The 22,137-nt window shown below is 67.8% G+C and carries 22 protein-coding genes and 1 tRNA gene; 11 read left to right on the top strand and 12 right to left on the bottom strand.

Annotation, left to right across the window (positions count from 1 at the left end):
• Positions 1-17 precede the first annotated feature (17 nt).
• The 5 genes from miaB to AC1DSA_RS02380 all read right to left on the bottom strand — a co-directional run bounded on the left by miaB (position 18) and on the right by AC1DSA_RS02380 (position 4,809).
• Positions 18-1,355 (bottom strand): tRNA (N6-isopentenyl adenosine(37)-C2)-methylthiotransferase MiaB, encoded by a 1,338-nt coding sequence (gene miaB / locus AC1DSA_RS02400; protein ID WP_477885662.1) that lies wholly within the window; start codon positions 1,353-1,355, stop codon positions 18-20.
• A gap of 13 nt (positions 1,356-1,368) precedes the next feature.
• Positions 1,369-1,779 (bottom strand): hypothetical protein, encoded by a 411-nt coding sequence (locus AC1DSA_RS02395; RefSeq protein WP_477885660.1) that lies wholly within the window; start codon positions 1,777-1,779, stop codon positions 1,369-1,371.
• 81 nt (positions 1,780-1,860) lie between these two features.
• Positions 1,861-1,937, bottom strand: a tRNA-Met gene (locus AC1DSA_RS02390).
• Between the two features lie 129 nt (positions 1,938-2,066).
• Positions 2,067-3,059: a glycosyltransferase family 2 protein gene (locus AC1DSA_RS02385; RefSeq protein WP_477885658.1), complete on the bottom strand. Its 993-nt coding sequence runs from the start codon at positions 3,057-3,059 to the stop codon at positions 2,067-2,069.
• A gap of 295 nt (positions 3,060-3,354) precedes the next feature.
• A complete protein-coding gene (locus AC1DSA_RS02380; RefSeq protein ID WP_477885656.1) occupies positions 3,355-4,809 on the bottom strand; it encodes a vWA domain-containing protein in 1,455 nt (484 codons plus the stop codon).
• A 123-nt stretch (positions 4,810-4,932) separates the two neighbouring features.
• Here AC1DSA_RS02380 and AC1DSA_RS02375 point away from each other — a divergent pair, with 123 nt between their 5' ends.
• Positions 4,933-5,547 carry a sigma-70 family RNA polymerase sigma factor gene (locus tag AC1DSA_RS02375; RefSeq protein ID WP_477885654.1) on the top strand — a complete coding sequence of 205 codons (615 nt, stop codon included), beginning with the start codon at positions 4,933-4,935 and terminating at the stop codon, positions 5,545-5,547.
• Positions 5,544-6,602 carry a hypothetical protein gene (locus AC1DSA_RS02370; RefSeq protein WP_477885653.1) on the top strand — a complete coding sequence of 353 codons (1,059 nt, stop codon included), beginning with the start codon at positions 5,544-5,546 and terminating at the stop codon, positions 6,600-6,602. Before AC1DSA_RS02375 ends, AC1DSA_RS02370 begins: the two co-directional genes overlap by 4 nt.
• A 3-nt stretch (positions 6,603-6,605) precedes the next feature.
• Here the strand turns inward: AC1DSA_RS02370 and AC1DSA_RS02365 are convergent, their stop codons facing one another.
• Positions 6,606-7,385: an enoyl-CoA hydratase gene (locus AC1DSA_RS02365; RefSeq protein ID WP_477885651.1), complete on the bottom strand. Its 780-nt coding sequence runs from the start codon at positions 7,383-7,385 to the stop codon at positions 6,606-6,608.
• A 95-nt stretch (positions 7,386-7,480) separates the two neighbouring features.
• On the opposite strand from AC1DSA_RS02365, the gene AC1DSA_RS02360 reads away from it, so the two are divergent.
• Genes AC1DSA_RS02360 through paaK form a run of 3 tightly spaced genes read left to right on the top strand, consistent with a single transcriptional unit; the run spans position 7,481 to position 10,019 of the window.
• Positions 7,481-8,284, top strand: coding sequence for an enoyl-CoA hydratase-related protein (locus tag AC1DSA_RS02360; RefSeq protein ID WP_477885649.1), 804 nt, complete (start codon positions 7,481-7,483; stop codon positions 8,282-8,284).
• Positions 8,281-8,724: a hydroxyphenylacetyl-CoA thioesterase PaaI gene (paaI, locus tag AC1DSA_RS02355; protein WP_477885647.1), complete on the top strand. Its 444-nt coding sequence runs from the start codon at positions 8,281-8,283 to the stop codon at positions 8,722-8,724. Before AC1DSA_RS02360 ends, paaI begins: the two co-directional genes overlap by 4 nt.
• Entirely contained in the window at positions 8,724-10,019 is a 1,296-nt protein-coding gene (gene paaK, locus AC1DSA_RS02350) for a phenylacetate--CoA ligase PaaK (RefSeq protein ID WP_477885645.1), read from the top strand. The genes paaI and paaK overlap by 1 nt, the downstream gene beginning before the upstream one ends.
• Before the next feature lie 19 nt (positions 10,020-10,038).
• Here paaK and AC1DSA_RS02345 read toward each other — a convergent pair whose 3' ends face one another.
• The 4 genes from AC1DSA_RS02345 to AC1DSA_RS02330 form a co-directional block, all read right to left on the bottom strand.
• On the bottom strand, positions 10,039-11,088 hold the full coding sequence (locus AC1DSA_RS02345) for a DUF3108 domain-containing protein (protein WP_477885643.1): 1,050 nt from the start codon (positions 11,086-11,088) through the stop codon (positions 10,039-10,041).
• Positions 11,089-11,111: 23 nt separating this feature from the next.
• Complete coding sequence (locus AC1DSA_RS02340) at positions 11,112-12,866, bottom strand: M61 family metallopeptidase (RefSeq protein ID WP_477885641.1); 1,755 nt, start codon at positions 12,864-12,866, stop codon at positions 11,112-11,114.
• Entirely contained in the window at positions 12,863-13,561 is a 699-nt protein-coding gene (locus tag AC1DSA_RS02335; RefSeq protein ID WP_477885964.1) for a DsbC family protein, read from the bottom strand. The genes AC1DSA_RS02340 and AC1DSA_RS02335 overlap by 4 nt, the downstream gene beginning before the upstream one ends.
• Positions 13,562-13,641: 80 nt before the next feature.
• Positions 13,642-14,772 carry an FAD-dependent monooxygenase gene (locus AC1DSA_RS02330; RefSeq protein WP_477885639.1) on the bottom strand — a complete coding sequence of 377 codons (1,131 nt, stop codon included), beginning with the start codon at positions 14,770-14,772 and terminating at the stop codon, positions 13,642-13,644.
• A 35-nt stretch (positions 14,773-14,807) separates the two neighbouring features.
• Here AC1DSA_RS02330 and AC1DSA_RS02325 point away from each other — a divergent pair, with 35 nt between their 5' ends.
• From AC1DSA_RS02325 to AC1DSA_RS02315, 3 genes are all read left to right on the top strand, one after another.
• A complete protein-coding gene (locus AC1DSA_RS02325; protein WP_477885637.1) occupies positions 14,808-15,671 on the top strand; it encodes an MOSC domain-containing protein in 864 nt (287 codons plus the stop codon).
• A 90-nt stretch (positions 15,672-15,761) separates the two neighbouring features.
• Entirely contained in the window at positions 15,762-16,856 is a 1,095-nt protein-coding gene (gene ychF, locus AC1DSA_RS02320) for a redox-regulated ATPase YchF (protein WP_477885635.1), read from the top strand.
• A gap of 96 nt (positions 16,857-16,952) precedes the next feature.
• Complete coding sequence (locus AC1DSA_RS02315) at positions 16,953-17,129, top strand: hypothetical protein (RefSeq protein ID WP_477885633.1); 177 nt, start codon at positions 16,953-16,955, stop codon at positions 17,127-17,129.
• A gap of 117 nt (positions 17,130-17,246) precedes the next feature.
• Here the strand turns inward: AC1DSA_RS02315 and AC1DSA_RS02310 are convergent, their stop codons facing one another.
• Entirely contained in the window at positions 17,247-18,047 is an 801-nt protein-coding gene (locus AC1DSA_RS02310; protein WP_477885631.1) for a transporter substrate-binding domain-containing protein, read from the bottom strand.
• 590 nt (positions 18,048-18,637) lie between these two features.
• Positions 18,638-19,108, bottom strand: coding sequence for a YqaA family protein (locus AC1DSA_RS02305; RefSeq protein WP_477885629.1), 471 nt, complete (start codon positions 19,106-19,108; stop codon positions 18,638-18,640).
• A gap of 127 nt (positions 19,109-19,235) precedes the next feature.
• On the opposite strand from AC1DSA_RS02305, the gene dusB reads away from it, so the two are divergent.
• From dusB to purH, 3 genes are read left to right on the top strand one after another with little or no spacing between them, the layout of a single operon-like run.
• Positions 19,236-20,279, top strand: a complete 1,044-nt coding sequence (gene dusB / locus AC1DSA_RS02300) for a tRNA dihydrouridine synthase DusB (protein ID WP_477885627.1) — start codon at positions 19,236-19,238, stop codon at positions 20,277-20,279.
• Positions 20,276-20,512 (top strand): Fis family transcriptional regulator, encoded by a 237-nt coding sequence (locus tag AC1DSA_RS02295; protein ID WP_477885625.1) that lies wholly within the window; start codon positions 20,276-20,278, stop codon positions 20,510-20,512. The genes dusB and AC1DSA_RS02295 overlap by 4 nt, the downstream gene beginning before the upstream one ends.
• Entirely contained in the window at positions 20,509-22,080 is a 1,572-nt protein-coding gene (gene purH, locus AC1DSA_RS02290) for a bifunctional phosphoribosylaminoimidazolecarboxamide formyltransferase/IMP cyclohydrolase (protein WP_477885623.1), read from the top strand. Before AC1DSA_RS02295 ends, purH begins: the two co-directional genes overlap by 4 nt.
• Positions 22,081-22,137 lie beyond the last annotated feature (57 nt).

Here is a 22,137-nt window from a genome sequence, read left to right as displayed (position 1 = left end):
CCGCGGACGGCGGGGCCTCAGGCGACCGCCGCTTCCTTCGTGAGCACCTCGGCGCGCAGCGAATGCGGCATGGCTTGCGTGATGGTCACGTCGACCATCCGGCCCACGAGCCGGGCCGGCCCGGCGAAATTGACAATGCGGTTGCACTCCGTGCGTCCCATCAGCTCGCTGGCGTCCTTGCGCGACGGGCCTTCCACCAGGATGCGCTGCACCGTGCCCACGCGGCTGTCGCTGATCCGGCGCACGTTCTCCTCCAGCACGGCTTGCAGGTGCTGCAGACGCTTGAGCTTCACGGCATGCGGCGTATCGTCCGGAAGGTTCGCCGCCGGTGTGCCCGGACGCGGGCTGAAGATGAAGGAGAAGCTCGCGTCATAGCCGACGTCCTCCACCAGCTTCATCATCTTCGCGAAGTCTTCTTCGGTCTCGCCGGGAAAGCCGACGATGAAGTCGCTGGACAGAGAGAGCTGCGGCCGCACGGCCCGCAGCTTGCGGATCGTGCTCTTGTATTCCATGGCGGTGTAGTTGCGCTTCATCGCCATCAGGATGCGGTCGCTCCCGTGCTGGACCGGCAGGTGGAGGTGGCTCACCAGCTGCGGCACCTTGCCATACACGTCGACCAGGCGTTGCGTGAATTCGTTCGGGTGGCTGGTGGTGTAGCGGATGCGGGCGATCCCGGGAATCTCCGCCACGTACTCGATCAGCAGGGCGAAGTCCGCGATCTCCGCGGTGCCGCCCATGCTGCCGCGGTAGGCATTCACGTTCTGGCCCAGCAACGTCACTTCCTTGACGCCCTGGTCGGCCAGGCCCGCGATCTCGGTCAGCACGTCCTCGAAGGGACGCGAGACTTCTTCGCCGCGGGTGTAGGGCACGACGCAGTAGCTGCAGTATTTGGAGCAGCCTTCCATGATGGACACGAAAGCGGACGCGCCTTCCACCCGCGCCGGCGGCAGATGGTCGAATTTCTCGATCTCCGGGAAGCTGATGTCCACCTGCGGGCGCTGCAGCCGCTCGCGCTCGGCCAGCAGCTCCGGGAGCCGGTGCAGCGTCTGGGGGCCGAACACCACGTCCACGTAGGGCGCGCGCTCGATGATGGCCGCGCCTTCCTGGCTGGCGACGCAGCCGCCGACGCCGATCAGCACGCCCTTCTTCTTCAGGTGCTTGACGCGGCCGAGGTCGGAGAACACCTTCTCCTGCGCCTTCTCGCGCACCGAACAGGTGTTGAACAGGATCAGGTCGGCCTGCTCCGGATCCTGCGTGGGCTCGTAGCCCTGCGCGGCGTTCATCACGTCCGCCATCTTGTCCGAGTCGTACTCGTTCATCTGGCAGCCGAAGGTCTTGATGTAGACCTTTTTCATCGCAGCACCCCGCTTACTTCAGCAGCAGCCAACGGGCCGCCCAGACCAGGTCCAGCAGCTCGGCGAAGCGCTTGTACCCGTCGGCGCTGGAGGTGTCGACACCCCCGAGCTTGCGGTATTCCTCTTCGTCGAGGAGCCAGACTTCGTGCACCAGGCCGACCGAGTCGCGCTTGTAGACGGTATACACCGACCTGCCGGCGAGCGTGCCCGTGAGCACCAGGCGGTCTTCGCGGTCGCGGATGCGGGCGCCTGGTGAGAAGCGGTCGGGCCTGCCGTCCACTTCGATGATCGGTGGCGTGGCGCTGACGCTGATGATGGCCGGCCTGACGTCGCGCGGCGCGTTGCGGATCGAAGAAACCTGCGCCGAGGCAAGGGTCGCCACGATGGCGAAGCCCACGGCGGCGGTTCGGGTCCAGCGATTCATGGTGTAGATCCAGAGGCTGTCAAATGACAAAGGCACTGTGCTGGACAGTGCCTTTGGTGTCAACGCACGGCGTTGTGAAACTGGTGGCGCTTCAGGGACTCGAACCCCGGACCTGCGGATTATGATTCCGTCGCTCTAACCAACTGAGCTAAAGCGCCAAGCCCGCAATTATAGCGAAACCGAAGGGTCCGTTTGCCGTGGGGGGCCGAGGAGCGGCGCCCCATGGCGCGGCGCGCCGCCAGCCGGGTTGGGGGGGGGGTCAGGCGATTCGCCTGCCTCCACGCCCTTTACTTGTATTCGATCAAGAGGCTGCGCCGTCGCGCCGCGCGGTTCTTCCAGTAGCGGACCTGCCCGAGCATTTCCGGGAACTTCCCAAGCAGCAGGAAGAAGGCGCGCGGGACCTTCAGCGATGCCTCGTCGGTTGAACGCGTCAGCATGCGCAGGAACTGCAGCGGATAGGCCAGCAAGAGGAGCAGGCCCCAACTTCCGAACAAGCTGGCTGCCAGCAATGCCGCCACCGGCAGTCCTGCGCCCCAGAACCACGAGCTGCGCGATTCGCGCACCCAATGACGTTCGGGCGACTTGCCGTGCAGAGCCGATCCCTCCGCATAGGCGTGGCCGGCACGTTCACTGCGGCGCCACCACTGGCCAAAGCGCGTCATCGCGGCGTCGTGCCATGCCATTTCCGCGTCCAGCCGCCAGATCTCCCAGCCGCCCCGTCGCAGCCGCAGGCAGAGTTCCGGCTCCTCCCCGGCGATCAGGCCCTCGCGAAAGCCCTGGACCTGATCGAACGGATCGGCGCGCATCATTGCAATGCCGCCGCAGGCCAGCGCGCGGCCGATGGGCGTATTCCACTCCGCATCGCACAGCCGGTTGTAGATGCTGCGCTCGGGGTGGCGTTCGCGCAGTCGTCCGCACGCCGCCGCAGCCTTCGGAGTCGCGAGCAGGAAGGCGGCTGCCTCAGCCAGCCACCCGCTCGCGAACTCGCAATCCCCGTCGACGAACTGCACGAATTCCACAGCGGGGACCAGTTCCTTCAGGCGCCGGAAGCCCGCATTGCGCGCGCGCGCGGCGGTGAAGGGCGTCGAAGTGTCCAGTTCCACCACGTCGACGTCGACGGAACGCGCGAAGACGACGGACCCGTCCTGGGAGCCCGAGTCCACGTAAACCACGTGGGGCGTGGTACTCAATGCCGAATGCAGGCAGCGCTTCAGGCGTTCCCCTTCGTTGCGCCCGATGGCGACGACCCCGAAGACCGCTTCAATCGCCTGCACCGTCATGCCTCAGCGCAGACCACCAGGGCCCAGAAGCCCTGCGCCATCCAGTGGCCCTTGTGGGCACGCAGATCCGCACGCATGTTCTCGAACATCGGTCTCTCTTGCGCCGCGGGGCGCCTGAACTTCGCCGGCGGTCCCTGAGGGACGGGCGCCGGCATGGGGAGTCTCACTTCGATGGCAGCGTGGGTCGGGTGCATCGCTGCACTCTCGTCATGCTCCCGGCGAAACGATAGCAGACGGGCTTGCCAGGCGGGGCGCCTGGCGTTCTCCCTGCGGTTGCCGCCAAGACGTGGGCGGGCTAGTTCCCGCGGCGTCCGGCCAGCGCGAGTTCTTCGGTGACCAAGCGGACGACCAGCCGGTCCAGCGAGTCCACCGAATAGTTGCGCACATCGTGCACGGTCTCGCGTCCCGGGCCGCTGCCCGGGCGGCGCGCGTCGGCGTAGGTCAGGAACACGAACTTCCCCCCGGTGTATTGGGCGATCTGCCGCTGGATGAACTCGCCCTGGCGGTCCAGGCCGCTCGCGCCGACGGAAAACACCTTGATGCCCTTGCCCAGGGCGGCCAGCATGTCGTCGTCGTAATGAGGCGTGCCGTAATCGAGATGCGGCGGCGCGTCGGCCAACAGCACCAGCATGCGCGTGGTGCCGGTGCCTCGCCAGCTGAGCTGGTGCACGGCTTCGTGCAGGCCCTCGTTCATGGCTTCCGGGTAATCGCCACCGCCCAGGGCCTGCAGCGGACCAAGCGCCTGCCGCAGGAAGGCGCCGACGTCGTTGCTCAAATCGTGGCTGCGCAGCAGAAAGGCATCGCCGCGATCGCGGTAGGCGACGAGGCCCAGGCAGATGTCGGGCCGGCTGGGCAGGCCGGAGACTTCTTCGGTGATCGCACGCAGGCTTGCCTTCAGCTTGTCGATCTCGTCGGCCATGGAGCCGGTGGCGTCGATGAGGAAGACGAGATCCAGGCGCGCCCGTGCCGGTGGCGGCGCCACGTCCAGCATCACTTCGACGCTGCTTTTCTGGTCCCGCACCAGGCGGCCCACAGCCTCGCGACCGTCCTTGCGCACCAGGACTTCGTAGGGTCCGGCGCCGCTGGTGTCGAACGCGCCCGGATGCAGCCAGGCGCGGCCACCGGTGTCGGTGCGGGCCCACATGGCCGAACCATTGCGCGCGCGCAGGGCGACCTCGGCGTCGCCCACGCCCTGGCCCCGGCGGTCCTTCACTTCCAGCAGGTAGCGTTCGTGCACGTCGCGCGGCCGGTGCGCAACCGAGGTGCGATCGCGGAAGGCCAGGTAGCCATGGAAGTCCGCGTTGTCGTCGACCACGCCGGCGGTGACCGGGTCGGAAGGGATCTGCCGCGGCGCCAGGTCCTGCGGCGCGCCCTGTGCAGCGGGTGCCGCGGCAACGCCGGCCGCGGCCGGCGCCGGCATGGAGCGCGCAAGGGCTGGCGGAGCCGGCTCGGCGCGTAGCCGGTCCTCGGAGCGTGCGGCGCGTTCCGCCGACTCCATCGCCGGGGCGCCGCGTCGCGCCTGCCCGTCGCCTGCAGGCCAGCCCGGGACTTCGCGGGTCGTGACAGGCCGCGCGCAGTGGGTGGCGGAAGGTGCCTGGAAGTTGGGGCGCACGGCCAGGCGCGTCGCCGCCGGCGCCGTGTCGGGCTTGGGGTCGGGCCAGACCGCCTGGGCCGTTGCGGCGCAGGAAGCCAGCAGCCAGTGCGCACAAACCAGTGCGACGGCGGTGCGGCAAGGAAGGCGATGAAGCATGGGACCACTCCTGTTGTCGGTCCCTGTTGCACGGCGCGGCGCACGCGACGGGGTCAGATTTCACCACCGTCGTTAACCCCGAGGCGCAGGCAAGCCCGTACAACGTGATGTGAGAATGCGCCCATGCCTGCCGCCCATCGCGACCTGCCGGACGAGGACCTGATGCTCGCCTACGCGGGCGGTGATGCCGCTGCTTTCGACATGCTCTATGCGCGCCACGAGGCCGCGCTGTACCGCTTCGTGCGCCGCCTGCTCGGAAGCGCGCTGGCGGCGCAGGCCGACGAGGTGTTCCAGGACGCATGGCTGCGGATCGTCGCGGCACGCGGCAGCTTCCGGTCGCAGGGCGCGGCCTGGCGCACCTGGGCCTTCACCATCGCGCACAACCTGGCGATGGACCGGTTGCGTGTTTCCGGCCGCGAAGTGGCGGTGGACAGCGAGAGCGATTCCGACGCGCCGATGGAGTGGCTGATGGCGCGGCTGGACCACGTGGCTCCGTCCAGCGAGGAACTCGCCTTCTGGCGCGCCGCCGGCGCCCAGCTGCTGCACTGCCTGGAGGACCTGCCGGCGCCGCAGCGCGCGGCCTTCCTGTTGCACCACGAGGATGGCGCCAGCGTGGAAGACCTGGCGCAGCGGCTGTCGCTGCCCTTCGAAACGGCCAAGAGCCGCTTGCGCTACGCACTGCGCAAGCTGCGTGGCTGCATGGGCGCCTACCTGGTGCCGCTGGAGCCGGCGCGATGACGGAGTTGCGTGACGCGCGCCTGGGCAAGGCACTGCACGAGGCGCCGGATGCCGCGCTGCAGCCGCCGCAGCGCACGCGCGATGCCATCCGCGCGGCAGCGCACGCAGCGGTCCAACCCGGATGGCGCCGCTGGTGGCGCAGCGCCGGCGATCACCGCAGGCCGTGGGGCGCGGCGCTAGCGACCGTCGCGCTGGCGACCCTGGTCACCGTGATGTGGGGAGACCGCGAGATCCCGGGGGCAAGGCGCGAGGCCGCGCCGGAGACGTCGCCCATTCCGGCTGCACCGGCGCCCGCCAGGAAGGCGGCGTCGGTACCGGCCGCTCTTCCCGGCACGGCCCTATCGGAACCTCACGTTCCCGCCGCCGGCGCGCCGTCCGCACCACCGGTCCCGCCAGCCAGGCCGGGGACGGCTGCCGTGCGTTCACGCGAACGGCCGCTGGCGCCGCCTCCCGCTGCTTCCACGCCGCCGGCGCGTGAAGCGGCGATCGAAAGGGCACCTGCGGTGAAGGCCGTGCCGCACGACCCGGTCACGCGCGACGCGGGCACCTCGGCGGCCGAGGGTTTGTCGCGCGCCGCATCCGCATCCGTGGCCGAGGAGGCGCGCGCCACTGCATCCCCGCCGCGGGTGGTGGCCGCTGCTCCGGCGGCAACGCCTGCACCAGCGCCGCCCGCGCCCGCCGCGGCTCAGCGGCAGGGCGCGACCCTTACGCCCCAGGCGGCACTGCGCGCTTCGCCCGCTTCGCTGCCTTGGACGCAGTTGCGCATCGAGGCAGGCGGCCGCTCGGTGGTGGTGGCGCGCATGCAGGCTGGCGAGTTGCCGGCGCTGGTGACCAGCCTGCTGGCATCGCCTTCGGACGATGCCGATGCCACCGCCGCCGCGAGCCTGCGCCTGGAACTGGCCCAGGGGGACGAGGCCATCGGCGTGCTCGACATGGTGGGCGACCACTGGCGCTGGACGCCGCTGCGAGGCGCCCGCGAGGCGCGCCTGCTGCGGGCCGACGCCGGCATCGCCGCCGCGCTGCGCGAGGAGGCGCAGAAGCTGTTGCCGCGCTGAGCGCTACTGGTTCTTGAACTGCGGCTTGCGCTTGGCGACGAAGGCGTCCATGCCTTCCTTCTGGTCCTGCGTGGCGAACAGCGCATGGAACAGCCGGCGCTCGAACATGACGCCATCCGACAGCGTGCTTTCGAAGGAACGGTTCACCGATTCCTTGGCGGCCAGCACGGCGACCCGGGAGAAGTCGCAGATCTGCAGCGCCGCGCCCAGCGTCTCTTCGGCCAGCTTGTCCAGCGGCACCACGCGGCTGACGAGGCCCGCACGCTCGGCTTCGGCCGCATCCATCATGCGGCCGGTCAGCACCATGTCCATCGCCTTGGCCTTGCCCACTGCACGGGGCAGGCGCTGGGTGCCGCCGGCGCCCGGGATGATGCCGAGCTTGATCTCGGGCTGGCCGAACTTCGCGTTGTCCGCCGCGATGATGAAGTCGCACATCATCGCCAGTTCGCAGCCGCCACCCAGCGCGAAGCCGCTCACCGCGGCGATCACCGGCTTGCGCACCGAGCGGATGGTCTCCCAGTTGCGCGTGATGTAGTCGCCCTTGTAGACGTCGGCGAAGGTGTAGGTGGCCATCGCCCCGATGTCGGCGCCCGCCGCGAACGCCTTCTCGCTGCCGGTGACGATGATGCAGCCGATGGCTTCGTCGGCATCGAAGGCCTTCAGCGCCTGGCCCAGCTCGTCCATCAGCTGGTTGCTCAGGGCGTTGAGCTGCTTGGGCCGGTTCAGCGTGATCACGCCCACCTTGCCCGCCTCGGTGCGTACTTCGATCTGTTCGTAGGCCATGCCGGTCTCCTGAGGATGACCACTATAACCAAGGGAAACCATGACCCGCCGCGGCGCGCGGCGGATGCTAGATTCAACGGGAAGGAGACCGGATCATGAGCGAAGCGACCGTCCTGTACGAGACCCGGGGCAGCGTGGCGATCATCACGCTGAACCGGCCGCAAGCCCTCAACAGCTTCACGCGGCAGATGCACCGGGACCTGTGGTCCGCGTTCGAGCGCATCGACGGCGACAAGGCGGTGCGCGCCGCGGTGCTCACCGGTGCGGGGCGCGGCTTCTGCGCCGGCGCCGACCTGGCTGAGTTCGATTTCGAGCCGGGACCCGACCTCGTGAAGCGCGCGGATCCGGGGCCGGTGATCGAGCAGGCCTTCAACCCCTCCATCCGCAAGCTGATGGACCTGCGGGTGCCCACCATCGCTGCCGTGAACGGCGTGGCCGCGGGCGCGGGGGCTTCGTTCGCCATGGCTTGCGATCTCGCCGTCGCAGCCCCGGGCGCGTCCTTCATCCAGGCCTTCAGCAAGATCGGCCTCGTGCCCGATGCGGGCGGCTCCTGGTTCCTCGTGAAGAAGCTGGGGCTGGCGCGCGCCATGGGTTGCGCGATGCTGGGCGACAAGGTGGGCGCGCAGGATGCCAAGGCGTGGGGAATGATCTGGGACGTGGCGCCGGAAGGACAGGACTGCGTCGAGGCAGCGCTTGGGCTGGCCCAGCGGCTCGCGACGATGCCGACGGCGGCCCTGGTGCGCACGCGCAAGCTGTTGCGTGCCGCTGCGTCCAACGAGCTCGACCAGCAACTCGATCTCGAGCGGGACACGCAGTCCGCACTGGGCCGGACCCACGATTACATCGAAGGGGTGATGGCCTTTCGCGAGAAGCGTCCCGCGCAGTTCAAGGGCGAATGACCGGCAAGCTCACGCCCCAACAGCTTGCGGCGAAGGTCGGCGAGGCGATGTTCGCCGTCGATGCCGCCAGCAAGGATTTCCTGCAGATGGAACTGGTGTCGTGCGAGCCCGGTCGCGCGGTGATGCGCATGGAGGTGCGCCAGCCCATGCTCAACGGCCACAAGATCTGCCACGGCGGGCTCATCTTCACCCTGGCCGACTCCACTTTTGCGTTCGCGTGCAACAGCCACAACAAGGTGACGGTGGCTGCCGGGTGCAGCATCGAATTCCTCCGGCCCGCGCACCTGGACGACGTGCTCACCTGCGAAGGCGTCGAGCAGGTGCTGCAGGGGCGCCACGGCATCTACGACATGCAGGTGCGGAACCAACGCGGCGAAGTGGTCGCCATGTTCCGCGGCAAGAGCACCAGCATCCAGGGCACGGTGATCCCGGAGGAGTGATGAAGAGCTTTCCCCTGGAAGCGATCGAGAAGGCCGGCGTCGACGAACTGCGGGCGCTGCAGTTGAAGCGACTGAAGGCGACGCTGCAGCATGCTTACGCCAACTCGCCTGCCTACCGGCGCAAGTTCGACGCCGCCGGGGTACACCCGGACGATTGCCGCAGCCTCGACGACCTGGCCAGGTTCCCGTTCACCACCAAGGCGGACCTGCGCGAGGGCTACCCTTTCGGAATGTTCGCGGTGTCGCGGGAACGGTGCGTGCGCATCCACGCGTCCAGTGGCACGACCGGCAAGCCCACCGTGGTCGGCTACACGCAGCGCGACATCGAGACCTGGTCGCTGGTGATGGCGCGCAGCATCCGCGCCGCCGGCGCGCGGCCCGGCGACATGGTGCACGTGAGCTACGGCTACGGCCTGTTCACCGGCGGCTTGGGCGCGCACTACGGCGCGGAGAAGCTGGGCCTGACCGTGGTGCCCTTCGGCGGCGGCCAGACCGAGCGACAGGTGCAGCTGATCAACGACTTCCGGCCGGACCTCATCATGGTGACGCCCAGCTACATGCTGGCGATCGCCGACGAATTCGAACGCCAGGGGCTGGACCCGCGCGCCAGCAGCCTGCGCATCGGCATCTTCGGGGCCGAACCCTGGACCAACGACATGCGGGCCAAGATCGAGCAGCGCCTGGATCTTTCGGCGGTGGACATCTACGGGCTGTCGGAGGTCATGGGACCGGGCGTCGCCAACGAGTGCTGGGAGACCAAGGACGGCCCGACGATCTGGGAGGACCATTTCTACCCGGAGATCGTCGATCCCGAGACGGGCCAGCCGGTGCCCGAAGGCGAATTCGGCGAGCTTGTGTTCACCAGCCTCACCAAGGAGGCGCTGCCCATCGTGCGCTATCGCACCCGCGACCTCACGCGCCTGTTGCCCGGCACCGCGCGCACCATGCGGCGCATGGAGAAGATCACCGGCCGCAGCGACGACATGATGATCGTCCGCGGCGTCAACGTGTTCCCGACGCAGATCGAGGAGCTGATCCTCAAGCAGCCGGACCTGGCGCCGCACTACCAGTGCATCCTCACGCGGGAGGGGCCGCTCGACGCGCTCACGGTCGCGGTGGAGGTCGCGGCCGGCGTGGCGCCCGACGGCAGCCAGGCGCAGGCGGCAGCGCAGGCGCTCGCCCACCACATCAAGTCCTTCATCGGCACCAGCGCACAGGTCGAGCTGCGGCCGGCCGGTGGTGTCGAGCGCAGCCTGGGCAAGGCCAGGCGGGTGGTAGACCAGCGAAAGCCCTGAGCCGGCGGGACGCCGACCGCTATCTCTGCTCGATGTGGTCGACCATGAGGTCGAGCCAGGCCTCGTTGCCCATCACCACCTTGATGCGCACGGGCAGGTACTGCAGGCTGGGCGCAATCCACATCTCCGCGGTGATGTTGCCCCGGGGGTTGGGAATCGAGCGGGGCTTCAGGTGGAATGCTTCGATCTCGCCCAAGCTCGGCGTGCGCAGCATCACGCGGTCCACGATGTCGTAGGTCCACTGGTCCAGCCCGCCGGGGCGGGCCAGCCACACGCTGACGCTGCGCCCCACCTGCAGCACCTCTTTCCCGGTCGCGAAGCGCTGCGAGAACTCGACGAACTGGCTGGCCGTGTCCTGTACACCCGGCGGCCGCGGCAGCGTGCGGCCGTTCTCCAGCACGATGACCTCGTCCCCCAGCTGCGCGAAGCGTCGCTTGCCGGGCCGCAGTTCCTCGTAGGCGCGGGGCACCAGGCCCTCGGGTGTCACCTCGCCCTGGCTGGTGATGATCTGCGTGCCGAACACCTGGATGCGCACATCCAGCCGCACCTGATACTTGGCGCCTTCGCGTTGCCACTGCACATGGGCATCCCCGTACAGGGGCCCCCGGAACTCGCCGGAGAGCTGGTAGGTCAGGCGCGTGTCGGTGGGCCAGTGGTCCAGCGAGGGGGTGTCCGCGCTCGCCTGGCTCGCGGCCTCGGTGGGCGCGCTGGCTGGCTGTGACGCGGCGGCGGCCGCGGCCTGCACCTGCGCTTCGGCGGCCTGGCGCTCCAGCTCGGCTTCGCGCCGCACCTTTTCGACCCGGAGCCGCGCTTCTTCCTGCGCCTGTTCGTCCTCCTGTTGCTGCCGGCGCAATTCTTCGGGGGACGACGCCGGGGGCTTGGGACGGGGCGCTGCACGCGGGCGCGGCTTGGGTGCGGGCGCAGGCGCGGGCGCCGCAGCGACCACCGGCGGTGGCGTACTGGGCGTCAAGGTGCGGGTGAACAGTACCGGCGCCATCGCCGCGAGGCCGGAGATCGTCGCCATCTCGCGGCCGATCCATTCGAGCGCCACCACGTGGAGGACGCCCACGGCGCACGCCAGCGCAGCGAGCTTCAGCCTTGTGGCCCGAACCACGATTGGCCCCTCGCGGCGTCGCGCAGGACCAGCCGCCAGGTGGTGACGCCCGCCGGGATCGCGAGATCCAGCCGGAGCAGGCGCCGGTCGCGCGCCACCAGCGCGGTGAGCTTGCGCTGGTTGCCCGCGTACAGCAGCAGGTCGTCGAGCTTGCCGAGCCGCCAGCCCGTGCCCGTGACCTCCACGCCGATCCATTCGTCGTTCGACGCGAAGCCCGCCTGCTCCGCCGCCCCGCCGCGCAGCACGTTCTTCAGCACGATGCCCTGCGACTCGGTGACCCGCACGCCAAGACGCTGCTGCAGCTGCGCGGGTTCTTCCATGACTGCGATGCCGTGCTGCTCCAGCAGTTCCTTCAGCGGAAGTTCGCGCGTTCCATGCACCCAGGCCGCCAGTTCGCGCGTGAAGGCGCGTCCGCCCAGCTCCTTGAGCACCGCGGCGAAGTCGGCCTCCGCCATGGGGCCGCCCTTGCAGCGCTGCCAGAGCGCCCGCATCACCTCGTCGAGCGTGCTGTGGCCTTCCAGCCGCAGTGCGAGGTCGAAGCACATCGCGACCAGCGCACCCTTGGTGTAGTAGCTGACCGTGGCATTGGCCGTGTTCTCGTCCTGCCGGTAGTACTTCACCCAGGCGTCGAAACTGGCCTGCGCTACCGACTGGACCTCGCGGCCGGGCGTCTGCAGCACCTGGTTGCAGGTCTTGGTGAGCAGCTTGAGGTAGGTGGCGTCGTCGATCAGTCCCGCGCGCCGCAGCAGCAGGTCGTCGTAATAGCTGGTGAAGCCTTCGAAGAACCAGAGCAGCTGGGTGTAGTTCTCCTGCTTGTAGTCGTAGTGGGCGAACTCCGCCGGACGCAGGCGCTTGACGTTCCAGGTGTGGAAGTACTCGTGGCTGATCAGGCCCAGCAGCGTGACATACCCTTCGGCCTGGCGCGGCTCGCCCACCCGTGGCAGGTCCCGCCGCGAGGCGATCAGCGCCGTCGAATTGCGGTGTTCCAGCCCGCCGTAGCCGTCGTCCACCGTGTTCAGCAGGAACAGGTAGTTCTTGAACGGCGGCCGCTTGCGGTCGTGCCAGAAGCGGATCTGCGCTTCGCAGATCTTCTGCATGTCGGCCACGAAGCGGTCCGTGTCGAACGCCGCGGTGCCTCCCGACACCACCACCCGGTGCGGCACCCCTCCCGCCCGGAATTCGGCGCTCCAGAAAGCACCCAGCTCCACCGGGCAATCCACCAGCTCGTCGTAGTCCGCCGCCGCGTAGGTGCCGAATCCGCGCTTGCCGGTCTTCAGCGGTTCGAGTCCGGTGGCCGCCTCCCAGTGCGGGAACGCGCGCGGCGCGACCAGCTCCAGCTCGTGCGGCTCCTGCGCCTGGCCATGCACGCGCAGGCAAAGGCTGGTGCCATTAAAGAACCCGCGCTGGCCATCGAGCCAGGCCGTGCGCACCGAGTTGTCGAAGGCATAGACCTCGTAGGACAGCACGAGCGGGCTGGAGGGCACGCAATCGACCTGCCAGCTCGCCTTGTCGAGCTGGTGCATGGCGACCGGCTTTCCGTCCTGCCGAGCGCTGAGCTTCTGCAGGTGCCGGGCGAATTCCCGCACGAGGTAGCTTCCGGGAATCCAGGCTGGCAGCGACAGCCGCTGCCCCGCCTGGGGCCGGGGGACCGTGAGAGTGACGTGGAACAGGTGCGCGGCGGGATCCGCCGCCTCGACCCGGTAGTGGGGGCCGGCGGGGCGCGGGGCGGTCACTTGCCGCCGTTCGCCAGCAGCTTCTCGATGTCGGCTGCCGCGATCGCGCCCGGAACGCGCGAACCGTCCAGGAAGACCAGCGTCGGCGTACCGGTGATCTTGTGCTTGCGGCCGAATTCGGTGTTGCGCGCGAGCGCGCTGGCGTCGCAGTTCGCGTCGGGCTTGAGCAGGGGCTCGTTGCGCACCATCCAGCCGGTCCAGGCCGTGCCCTTGTCCTTCGCGCACCAGACCGCGCGCGACTTGTCGATCGAGTCCGGGCCGAGGATGGGGTACAGGAACATGTAGACCGTCACGTTGTCGATCTTCTGCAGGTCGCGCTCGAAGCGCTTGCAGTAACCGCAGTTGGGGTCCTCGAACACCGCCAGCTTGCGCTTTCCATTGCCGCGCACGATGACGAAAGCGTCCTTGACCGGCAGCTGGCTGAAGTCGATCGCCAGGAGCTTGTCCATGCGCTCTTCGGTCAGGTTGCGGCGCCCGCGGGTGTCCATCATCTCGCCGTTGATGATGTAGTTTCCCTCGGCATCGGTGTAGAACAGCTCGCTGCCGATGCGCACCTCGTAGATGCCGGCCATGGGCGTGCGGCTGACCTGGTCGATCTGCGGGAAGCTGGGCAGCCGCGCCGGCAGGTTCTTGCGCAGGGCGGCCTCGACCGCGGGCGGCACCTGCGTGGCCGCGTTGGCGGCCGTCGGCGCCATGTTGTTGCCGTCAGCGGCACTGGCGAGCGCGCCGAAGCCCAGGAGGGCTGCGGCCAGCCCGATGCGGATCGCTTTCGCGTTCATGACTTTTCCGTTCTCAACAGATTCTGCGCGTGCCCCATGGCCTGGCGCACCACCCAGTGCTTGACCGGGCCGCTGCGGTCGAAACCGCGCATGCCCCAATTGCGCAACCATGCCACAGGCTCGGCCGGCTGGGCGAACAGCTGCTGCAGCCCATCGGTGGTCCAGGCCATCGCCAGCACGTCCGCCTTGCGTGCGCGCTCGTAGCGGCGCAGCAGTTTCTCGTCTCCCAGGCTGCGCCAATACTCCCGCGCGTGCAGCACCTGCGCCAGCGTCTCGGCATCGGCGAGGCCCAGGTTCAGGCCCTGCCCGGCGAGCGGGTGCACGTTGTGCGCCGCGTCGCCCGCCAGCACCCAGCCGGGACCGCACCAGCGGTCCGCCAGCGCCCTCTGGAGCGGCCACGCCATCCGCTCCGTCGTCAGCTTCATCGCGCCCAGGACGTTGCCGCAGGCGGCTTGCAGCCGCGCCTGGAATTCTTCCGGCGTGATCGCCAGCAACTCGTCGGCCCGGGGCTCCAGCACTGACCACACCAGGGCCACGGAGTTCGCCTGCGAGCCCCCCATGGGCAGCAGGCCCAGCACGTTGCCGTCGGCGAACCACTGGTGCGCGACGCCGCCATGCGCAGTTTCACAGTCCAGCCGCGCGGCGAGCGCCCGCTGCGGATAGGTGGTGAGTTCGAAGTTCACGCCGAACTCGGCCCGGGTGCTGCTGGCGCGGCCCTCGCAGACCACGGTCAGCGCCGCCGCCTGCGGCGCAGTAAGCACCTCGATGTGTGCCTGGAAGCGAACGGCCTCCGCCAGGCGGGCGAGCAGCGGCTCCACTTCGACGATCCAGGCGAGGGCCGGAACGTTTTCGTCGGCAGCGGCAAACCGGACGCGGCCGCCGTCGTCACCGCGCACGTCCATGGCGGCGACCGGGGTCGCATGCTGCTCGTCGGGCCAGGCACGCAGGCGCAGCAGCAGTTCGCGCGATGCCGCGTTCAGGGCGTAGGCCCGCACGTCGGAGCGGCTGGCAGGGGACGGCGGCACGTCGACCAGGCCCACGCGCAGCCGGTCGCGCGCCAGCAGCAGGGCCAGCGTGCGGCCTACGATGCCCGCGCCGCGGATGCAAACGTCATAGGGTGCAGCCATCCCGCGATTGTAGGAGCCGGGCACAATCGGCGCCCATGAGCCAGCCGCCCGAAGCCACCGCCCGTGTCGCCAGATTGTTCGTCTATCCGGTCAAGTCCTGCGCCGGCGTGGAACTGCGCGAGGCCGTGCTGACCGAAACGGGACTGGACCTGGACCGTGCCTGGATGGTCGTCGACGAAGCTGGCGAGTTCGTGTCCCAGCGCGAGCTGCCGCACATGGCGCTGGTCCGTCCCCAGCTGAAGCTCAGCGAGGTGGTGCTGCGCGCGCCCGGCATGCTGGCCTTGCACCTGGCGATCGACACCGTCGAGGAGCCGGTGCGGGTGCGGATCTGGGACGACGAAGTCACCGCCTACGACATGGGCGCCGTGGCGGCCCAATGGTTTTCCGACTTCCTCGGCCGGAAGCTGCGGCTGGTGCGGTTCGACCCCGAGGTCCGCCGGCTGTCCAGCAAGGATTGGACGCAGGGCGCCGAAGCGCTCAACCAATTCAGCGACGGCTACCCGCTGCTGCTGGCCAGCACGGCCTCGCTGGAGGAGCTGAACCAGAAGCTCGCCGCGCAGGGCCAGCCGGCGGTCGGCATCGAGCGATTCCGCCCCAACATCGTGCTGGAAGGGCTGCAGGCGCAGGACGAGGATCGCCTGGACCTGGTACGCATCGCCGCCGACGATGGCGAGGTGCAACTGCGGCCGGTCAAGCCTTGCCCGCGCTGTCCCATCCCCAACATCGACCCGGCGACCGCCGAAAGCGATCCGGTGGTCACCGACACGCTGCAGGGATACCGCCGCAACGACCTGGTGGGAGGCGCCGTCACGTTCGGCATGAACGCGATCGTGGTGGAGGGAATCGACCGCACCCTGCGGGTCGGCCAGCCGGTGAGCGCGGGCTGGAAGTTCGACTAGGACGCCGCTCCCCGGAGTGCTGGTCCCGGCCTCGGCAGGCCGGGAGATGGCCATGGCATACACTTTCCGGCTTGATTTGCGGGAACTGACATGAGTTTGAAGTGCGGGATCGTGGGTCTGCCGAACGTCGGCAAGTCCACGTTGTTCAATGCCTTGACCAAGGCGGGCATCGCTGCCGAAAACTACCCCTTCTGCACCATCGAACCCAACGTGGGGGTGGTCGAACTGCCCGATCCCCGGCTCACCGCGCTCGCGGACATCGTCAAGCCCGAACGCATCGTTCCCGCCATCGTCGAGTTCGTGGACATTGCAGGGCTGGTGGCCGGCGCGAGCAAGGGGGAAGGCCTGGGCAACCAGTTCCTCGCCCACATCCGGGAAACCGATGCGGTGGTGAACGTGGTGCGCTGCTTCGAGGACGCCAACGTGATCCACGTCGCGGGACGGGTCGACCCGGTGTCCGACATCGAGGTGATCCAGACCGAGCTGTGCCTGGCCGACCTGGGCACGGTCGACAAGACGCTCGCCCGCTACAGCAAGGCCGCCAAGTCCGGCAACGACAAGGAAGCCGCCAAGATGGTGCAGGTGCTGCCCAAGGTGCAGGCGGCGCTGAACGAGGGCCGGCCGGTGCGTACGCTGGCGCTGACCGACGACGAGAAGGCACTCCTGAGGCCGCTGTTCCTGATCACTGCCAAGCCGGCGATGTTCGTCGGCAACGTGGACGAAAGCGGCTTCGAGAACAACCCGCACCTGGACAAGCTGCGCGCGTATGCGGCGACCCAGAACGCACCGGTGGTGGCGATCTGCGCCAAGATCGAATCCGAGATCGCCGACATGCCGGACGAGGACAAGAAGATGTTCCTGGCGGAAATCGGCCAGGACGAGCCCGGCCTGAACCGCCTGATCCGGGCGGCGTTCAAGCTGCTGGGCCTGCAGACCTACTTCACGGCGGGCGTGAAGGAGGTGCGCGCCTGGACGGTCCCGATCGGCGCCACGGCCCCACAGGCGGCGGGCGTGATCCACACCGATTTTGAACGCGGGTTCATCCGGGCGCAGACCATTGCCTTCGAGGACTTCCTCTCCTTCAAGGGGGAGCAGGGCGCCAAGGATGCCGGCAAGATGCGCAGCGAAGGCAAGGAGTACATCGTCAAGGATGGCGACGTCATGAACTTCCTGTTCAACGTCTGAACGCCGCTCGGTTGCGGTGAAGAGTTCACTGCAATCCGCCGGCGCTGCTGCCTAGAGTCCCCTTCTGCCGCGCGCCCTGCGCGGCCAGGAGGCGGCATGCCGGACCTTTCTCGCTTCTTCGTGCGCCTGCGGCGTCGCGTCCTGCAGGCTTACGACGCCCTTCTGTACGCCATGCTGCTGGCACTGGCTGCCGGCGCGCTGATCCCCGCCTCGGCGCAGGATCCGCCGGAGGAGCCCATTCAGTGCGGGTCCAGAGCAGCGTCGTCGTCATGACCGAATAGCGCAGGAACTTGCCACCCGTGCGGGCAGTGCACGGCCAGAATCTCTCAGAACGGGTCTCGGGCGCGCGCCGCCCTCGCGGCTGCGCGCCGAAACGCCGTCGTGCCTGCGTTACAGCCCTGCCGGCACCGAGGTGTCAGCACCGAACCAGGCCACCGACATCTTCTTCAGCGATCCGTCTTGTCGCATCGAGGAGAGCGCTTCGTCGATCGCCTTCGCGAACTTCGGATTCCCCTTGCGGAACGGAATGCCCATTTCCTGCTGGGGTCCTTTCAGGATCGCGCCCGGGCGCAGCGGCAGGCGGAACGTCTTGATGGTGTGCGCCACCATCAGACGATCATCGATCGTTGCGTCGATCTGGCTGCGAACCAGATCACCCAGTTTCTCGGGTGCACTTTCGTAGGTTTTCACGTTGATGCCGGAAACCGCACGAGCCATCTGCTGATAGTTCGAACCCGCAGCCACGCCCAGCTTCTTGTCGCCCGTGAAATCGGAAAGCGCCGTGAACTGGCGGTCGTCCTTGGCGCGTTGGATCAGTTGCGCGGCAGAAAAAACATAGGGCTGGCTGAAATCCAGCACCTTCTGGCGTTCGGGCGTGATGGTGACCTGGTTGACGATGACGTCGAACTTGCCTTCTTGCAGGCCAGCAATGATTCCGCTCCACTCGGTGACGACGAACTCCGGCTTCACTCCGAGCTTTGCCGCGACGGCCTTGGCGACCTCGATGTCGAAACCTTCGAGTCCGCTACCGGCGCCGCGAAAAGTGAATGGCGGGTAGGTGCCTTCGACCGCAATCTTCAACACGCCGGCCTGCTTGACGGTGTCGAGCAGATCCGTCGCACGCGCGGAAGCGGCGGTGCAAAGTAGTGCTGCGGTGATGACCGATGCGAACACGGATTGGATGGCCTTCATCTTTGTCTCCTCTTGGTAAGTCTTGATCTGGAACAGTCTGGCCCCAACGACGGCGGCCACCTGCGTAAGGGTGCAAGTCAATGTGCGAGCTTGGTCTTCCTTTCTCTTGGGTCGTCTCTCTTCTTCATCTCCTTCACTCAAAGCTCCGCCCAAGCAATGCCCACAAGGGCCTGCTGTGCGCTGTCCTGCTGTATGTTCGTGAGAGGAGCTTTTCCAGGCGGCCGGATCCGCTTCCGAAATCTGCGATACGCCTGGGGCCTCCTCGGTTGGTCCGTGCGATGAGCGCGCGCCTGAATACAACCGCGTTCAGGCCGCCAACCCATCAATCCATGAGTAGTAAATTGGTTTGCGGACGTGAGTGAATGTAAGCGAGCCGTACGGGAGATGTCTATGTCGCCGTGGCGAAATGACTACTTCCTCGCGTTCAACATTCGTGGCAAGCGCACGATTCGGCTTTATTCGAGCACTCTGGATTTCCAAGCTCCACTGGACCGCCTTGCGCCGTCTGCAGTTCGACGACTTGTGGCTTTACAGAATGCTGGTCGCTTCGGTCGCTGTCCAGAGGCAGGAGCCCGGGACGACCCTGCTCCTCAGTGCGGGAACATCCAGAGCAGGGCCGTCGTCATGGCCAGGTAGCGCAGGAACTTGCCCACCAGCATGTAGGCGGTGCAGGGCCAGAAAGGCAGCCGCAGCCAGCCTGCCACCGCGCACAGCGGATCGCCGACGATCGGAAGCCAGGCCAGGAGGCAGGCTTTGGGTCCGAGGCGCTTGAGGTAATCCAATGCCTTGAGGTGCGCGCGGGAGGTGCCGTACTTGTCGGCGACCTGGTGCGCGCCATAGCCCATCCACCAGTCCACCATGCCGCCCAGGGTGTTGCCCGCCGTGGCCACGAACAGGGCGCTCCAGAACAAGTCGGGATTGAGCTGGAGCAGTCCGAACAACGCCGGCTCGGAGCCCACCGGCAGCAGCGTGGCGGAGACGAAGGCGGCCACGAACAGGGTGCTCAGCCCGTATTCGGGCAGAGCCAGCAGCGCGAGAGCGGTCTGGAGCCAGGCTTGCATGCGCGTCCATCTTAGGGAAGTCGGACGGTTCCGGGTTGCCGCAGCGCAAGTGGATCGATTTCAAGCGCTGAAATGCCGCCAGCCTACAATCGTGCCTCTTTTTTCGGCAGCCTTCCGTTCGTCCTCCATGCACATCGGCCCCTACCCACTCGCGAACAACGTGTTCGTGGCGCCGATGGCGGGCGTCACCGACCGCCCGTTCCGGCAGCTGTGCCGCGCGTTCGGGGCCGGCCACGCGGTGAGCGAGATGGTGACGTCGCGCAGGGATCTGTGGAACAGCCTGAAGACCTCACGCCGCGCCAACCATGAAGGCGAACCCGGTCCGGTGGCGGTGCAGATCGCCGGCACCGATGCGCAGATGATGGCCGAAGCCGCCGCCTACAACATCGATCGCGGCGCGCAGATCATCGACATCAACATGGGCTGTCCCGCCAAGAAGGTGTGCAACAAGTGGGCGGGCTCGGCGCTGATGCAGGACGAGCCGCTGGCACTCGCCATCGCCGAGGCGGTGGTGCGGGCTTGCGAGCCCCATGCCGTGCCCGTGTCGCTGAAGATGCGGACCGGGTGGTCGCAGCAGCACCGCAACGCGGTGACCCTGGCCCGAGCCTTCGAATCGGCCGGTGTGCGGATGCTCACGGTGCATGGCCGCACGCGCGAGCAGGGCTACAAAGGCGAGGCCGAGTACGAGACCATTGCGGCGGTGAAAGCGGCGGTGGGCATTCCCGTGGTGGCCAATGGCGACATCTGCTCGCCCGAGAAGGCGCGGGACGTGCTGGCATGGACCGGCGCCGACGCCGTCATGATCGGCCGCGCCGCGCAAGGCCGCCCGTGGATCTTCCGGGAGATCGTGCACTTCCTCGCCACCGGCACGCGGCTCGCGCCGCCCCTGGTGGCGGAGATCCGGCGCGCGCTGCTTGGTCACCTCGAGGACCACTATGCGCTGTACGGTCCATATACCGGTGTGCGCAGCGCGCGCAAGCACATCGGATGGTACGTGCGGGACCTTCCGGAGGGGGAAGCTTTCCGTGCCGAGATGAACGCCATCGAGGACTGCGAACAGCAGGTGGCGGCCGTCCATCGTTTCTTCGACAAGCTCGCCGCGCACGCGGACCGGATGCCGGCGCCGTCCGCGATCGTGCCGACGGAGGAACCTGTAGAGAACGACGCATGAGCAAGAAACATATCGAAGAGTGCGTCCGTGCCAGCCTGGAAGGCTATTTCCGCGACCTGCGCGGGACCGAGCCGGATGGGATGTACGAGATGCTGGTGAAGGTGGTGGAAAAACCGCTGCTGGAAGTCGTCATGGCGAAGGCCGAGAACAACCAGTCGCGCGCCGCGGAGTGGCTGGGCTTGAACCGCAACACGCTGCGCAAGAAACTGATCGAACACAAGCTGCTGAAATGAACGCACTTCTCTCCGTCTCCGACAAGGCCGGCGTGGTCGAACTGGCGCGGGCGCTGCACGCCGCCGGCGTCCGCCTGATCTCGACCGGCGGCACTGCCAAGCTGCTGTCCGACAGCGGCCTGCACGTCACCGAGGTGGCCGAACTCACCGGTTTCCCCGAAATGCTGGATGGCCGGGTCAAGACCTTGCATCCCAAGATCCACGGCGGCCTGCTGGCGCGGCGTGACCATCCCGACCACGTGGCGGCGCTGCACCGGCATGCGATCACCACCATCGACATCCTGGTGGTGAACCTGTATCCCTTCGAGCAGACGGTGGCCAAGGCGGGCTGCACGCTGGAGGACGCGATCGAGAACATCGACATCGGCGGCCCGGCCATGGTGCGCAGCGGGGCGAAGAATTGGAAGGACGTCGCGGTGCTGACGGACGCTTCGCAGTACGAGCCCGTGCTCGCCGAGCTCCGCACGAGCGGCGCGATCTCGCAGAAGACCAAGTTCTCGCTGGCAGTCGCTGCGTTCAACCGCATCAGCAACTACGACGCGGCGATCAGCGACTACCTGTCCGCATTGCAGGAGGACGGCAGCCGATCGCCCTTTCCGGCACAAGCCAACGGCCGCTTCGTCAAGCTGCAGGACCTGCGCTATGGCGAGAACCCGCACCAGCAGGCGGCCTTCTACCGAGACCTCTACCCGGCCCCCGGTTCCCTCGCGGTGGCGCAGCAGCTGCAGGGCAAGGAGCTCTCGTACAACAACATCGCGGATGCCGATGCGGCATGGGAGTGCGTGAAGAGCTTCGACACGCCCGCCTGCGTCATCGTCAAGCATGCCAATCCGTGCGGTGTCGCACTCGGGAAGGATCCGCTCGAGGCGTACAGCAAGGCTTTCCAGACCGATCCGACCTCGGCGTTCGGCGGCATCATCGCCTTCAATCGTCCCCTGGATGGCGCCGGCGCACAGGCGGTGGCCAAACAGTTCGTCGAGGTGCTGATGGCGCCAGACTTTTCGCCAGAGGCGCTGCAGGTGTTCTCCAGCAAGGCCAACGTCCGGCTGCTGAAGATCGCGCTGCCGCCTGGCGGTTCGCGCGACTGGGACAACGGCCGCAACCTCATGGACATCAAGCGCGTCGGCTCCGGGCTGCTGATGCAGACGGCCGACAACCGCGAACTGACACTCGGCGAACTGAAGGTGGTCACCCGGAAGCAGCCGTCGCAGCAGGAGTTGCAGGACTTGCTGTTCGCATGGAAAGTGGCCAAGTACGTGAAGTCCAATGCGATCGTGTTCTGCAAGGACGGGATGACGATGGGCGTGGGCGCCGGGCAGATGAGCCGTCTCGATTCCGCGCGCATCGCCAGCATCAAGGCGCAGCACGCCAAGCTGTCGTTGCAGGGCACGGCGGTCGCGAGCGATGCCTTCTTCCCCTTCCGCGATGGGTTGGACGTGGTGGTGGATGCGGGCGCGACCTGCGTAATCCAGCCGGGCGGTTCGATGCGCGACCAGGAGGTCATCGACGCCGCGAACGAACGCGGGGTCGCCATGGTGTTCAGCGGCGTGCGGCACTTCCGACACTGAATCGCGTAGCTGCAAGGAGAAAGTGGCCCGCGGGCCGCTTTTCTTTTGGGATGAACG

The sequence above is a fragment of the Ramlibacter sp. P4_H7 genome, from assembly GCF_056400765.1.
This window is presented reverse-complemented; position numbering and strand designations above follow the sequence as displayed.

Coding starts and splice junctions, on each gene's coding strand:
- miaB (WP_477885662.1), bottom strand. CDS start 1,355: ATGAAAAAGGTCTACATCAAGACCTTCGGCTGCCAGATGAACGAGTAC.
- AC1DSA_RS02395 (WP_477885660.1), bottom strand. CDS start 1,779: ATGAATCGCTGGACCCGAACCGCCGCCGTGGGCTTCGCCATCGTGGCG.
- AC1DSA_RS02385 (WP_477885658.1), bottom strand. CDS start 3,059: ATGACGGTGCAGGCGATTGAAGCGGTCTTCGGGGTCGTCGCCATCGGG.
- AC1DSA_RS02380 (WP_477885656.1), bottom strand. CDS start 4,809: ATGCTTCATCGCCTTCCTTGCCGCACCGCCGTCGCACTGGTTTGTGCG.
- AC1DSA_RS02375 (WP_477885654.1), top strand. CDS start 4,933: ATGCCTGCCGCCCATCGCGACCTGCCGGACGAGGACCTGATGCTCGCC.
- AC1DSA_RS02370 (WP_477885653.1), top strand. CDS start 5,544: ATGACGGAGTTGCGTGACGCGCGCCTGGGCAAGGCACTGCACGAGGCG.
- AC1DSA_RS02365 (WP_477885651.1), bottom strand. CDS start 7,385: ATGGCCTACGAACAGATCGAAGTACGCACCGAGGCGGGCAAGGTGGGC.
- AC1DSA_RS02360 (WP_477885649.1), top strand. CDS start 7,481: ATGAGCGAAGCGACCGTCCTGTACGAGACCCGGGGCAGCGTGGCGATC.
- paaI (WP_477885647.1), top strand. CDS start 8,281: ATGACCGGCAAGCTCACGCCCCAACAGCTTGCGGCGAAGGTCGGCGAG.
- paaK (WP_477885645.1), top strand. CDS start 8,724: ATGAAGAGCTTTCCCCTGGAAGCGATCGAGAAGGCCGGCGTCGACGAA.
- AC1DSA_RS02335 (WP_477885964.1), bottom strand. CDS start 13,561: ATGGCGCCGACGGCCGCCAACGCGGCCACGCAGGTGCCGCCCGCGGTC.
- AC1DSA_RS02330 (WP_477885639.1), bottom strand. CDS start 14,772: ATGGCTGCACCCTATGACGTTTGCATCCGCGGCGCGGGCATCGTAGGC.
- AC1DSA_RS02325 (WP_477885637.1), top strand. CDS start 14,808: ATGAGCCAGCCGCCCGAAGCCACCGCCCGTGTCGCCAGATTGTTCGTC.
- ychF (WP_477885635.1), top strand. CDS start 15,762: ATGAGTTTGAAGTGCGGGATCGTGGGTCTGCCGAACGTCGGCAAGTCC.
- AC1DSA_RS02315 (WP_477885633.1), top strand. CDS start 16,953: ATGCCGGACCTTTCTCGCTTCTTCGTGCGCCTGCGGCGTCGCGTCCTG.
- AC1DSA_RS02310 (WP_477885631.1), bottom strand. CDS start 18,047: ATGAAGGCCATCCAATCCGTGTTCGCATCGGTCATCACCGCAGCACTA.
- AC1DSA_RS02305 (WP_477885629.1), bottom strand. CDS start 19,108: ATGCAAGCCTGGCTCCAGACCGCTCTCGCGCTGCTGGCTCTGCCCGAA.
- dusB (WP_477885627.1), top strand. CDS start 19,236: ATGCACATCGGCCCCTACCCACTCGCGAACAACGTGTTCGTGGCGCCG.
- AC1DSA_RS02295 (WP_477885625.1), top strand. CDS start 20,276: ATGAGCAAGAAACATATCGAAGAGTGCGTCCGTGCCAGCCTGGAAGGC.
- purH (WP_477885623.1), top strand. CDS start 20,509: ATGAACGCACTTCTCTCCGTCTCCGACAAGGCCGGCGTGGTCGAACTG.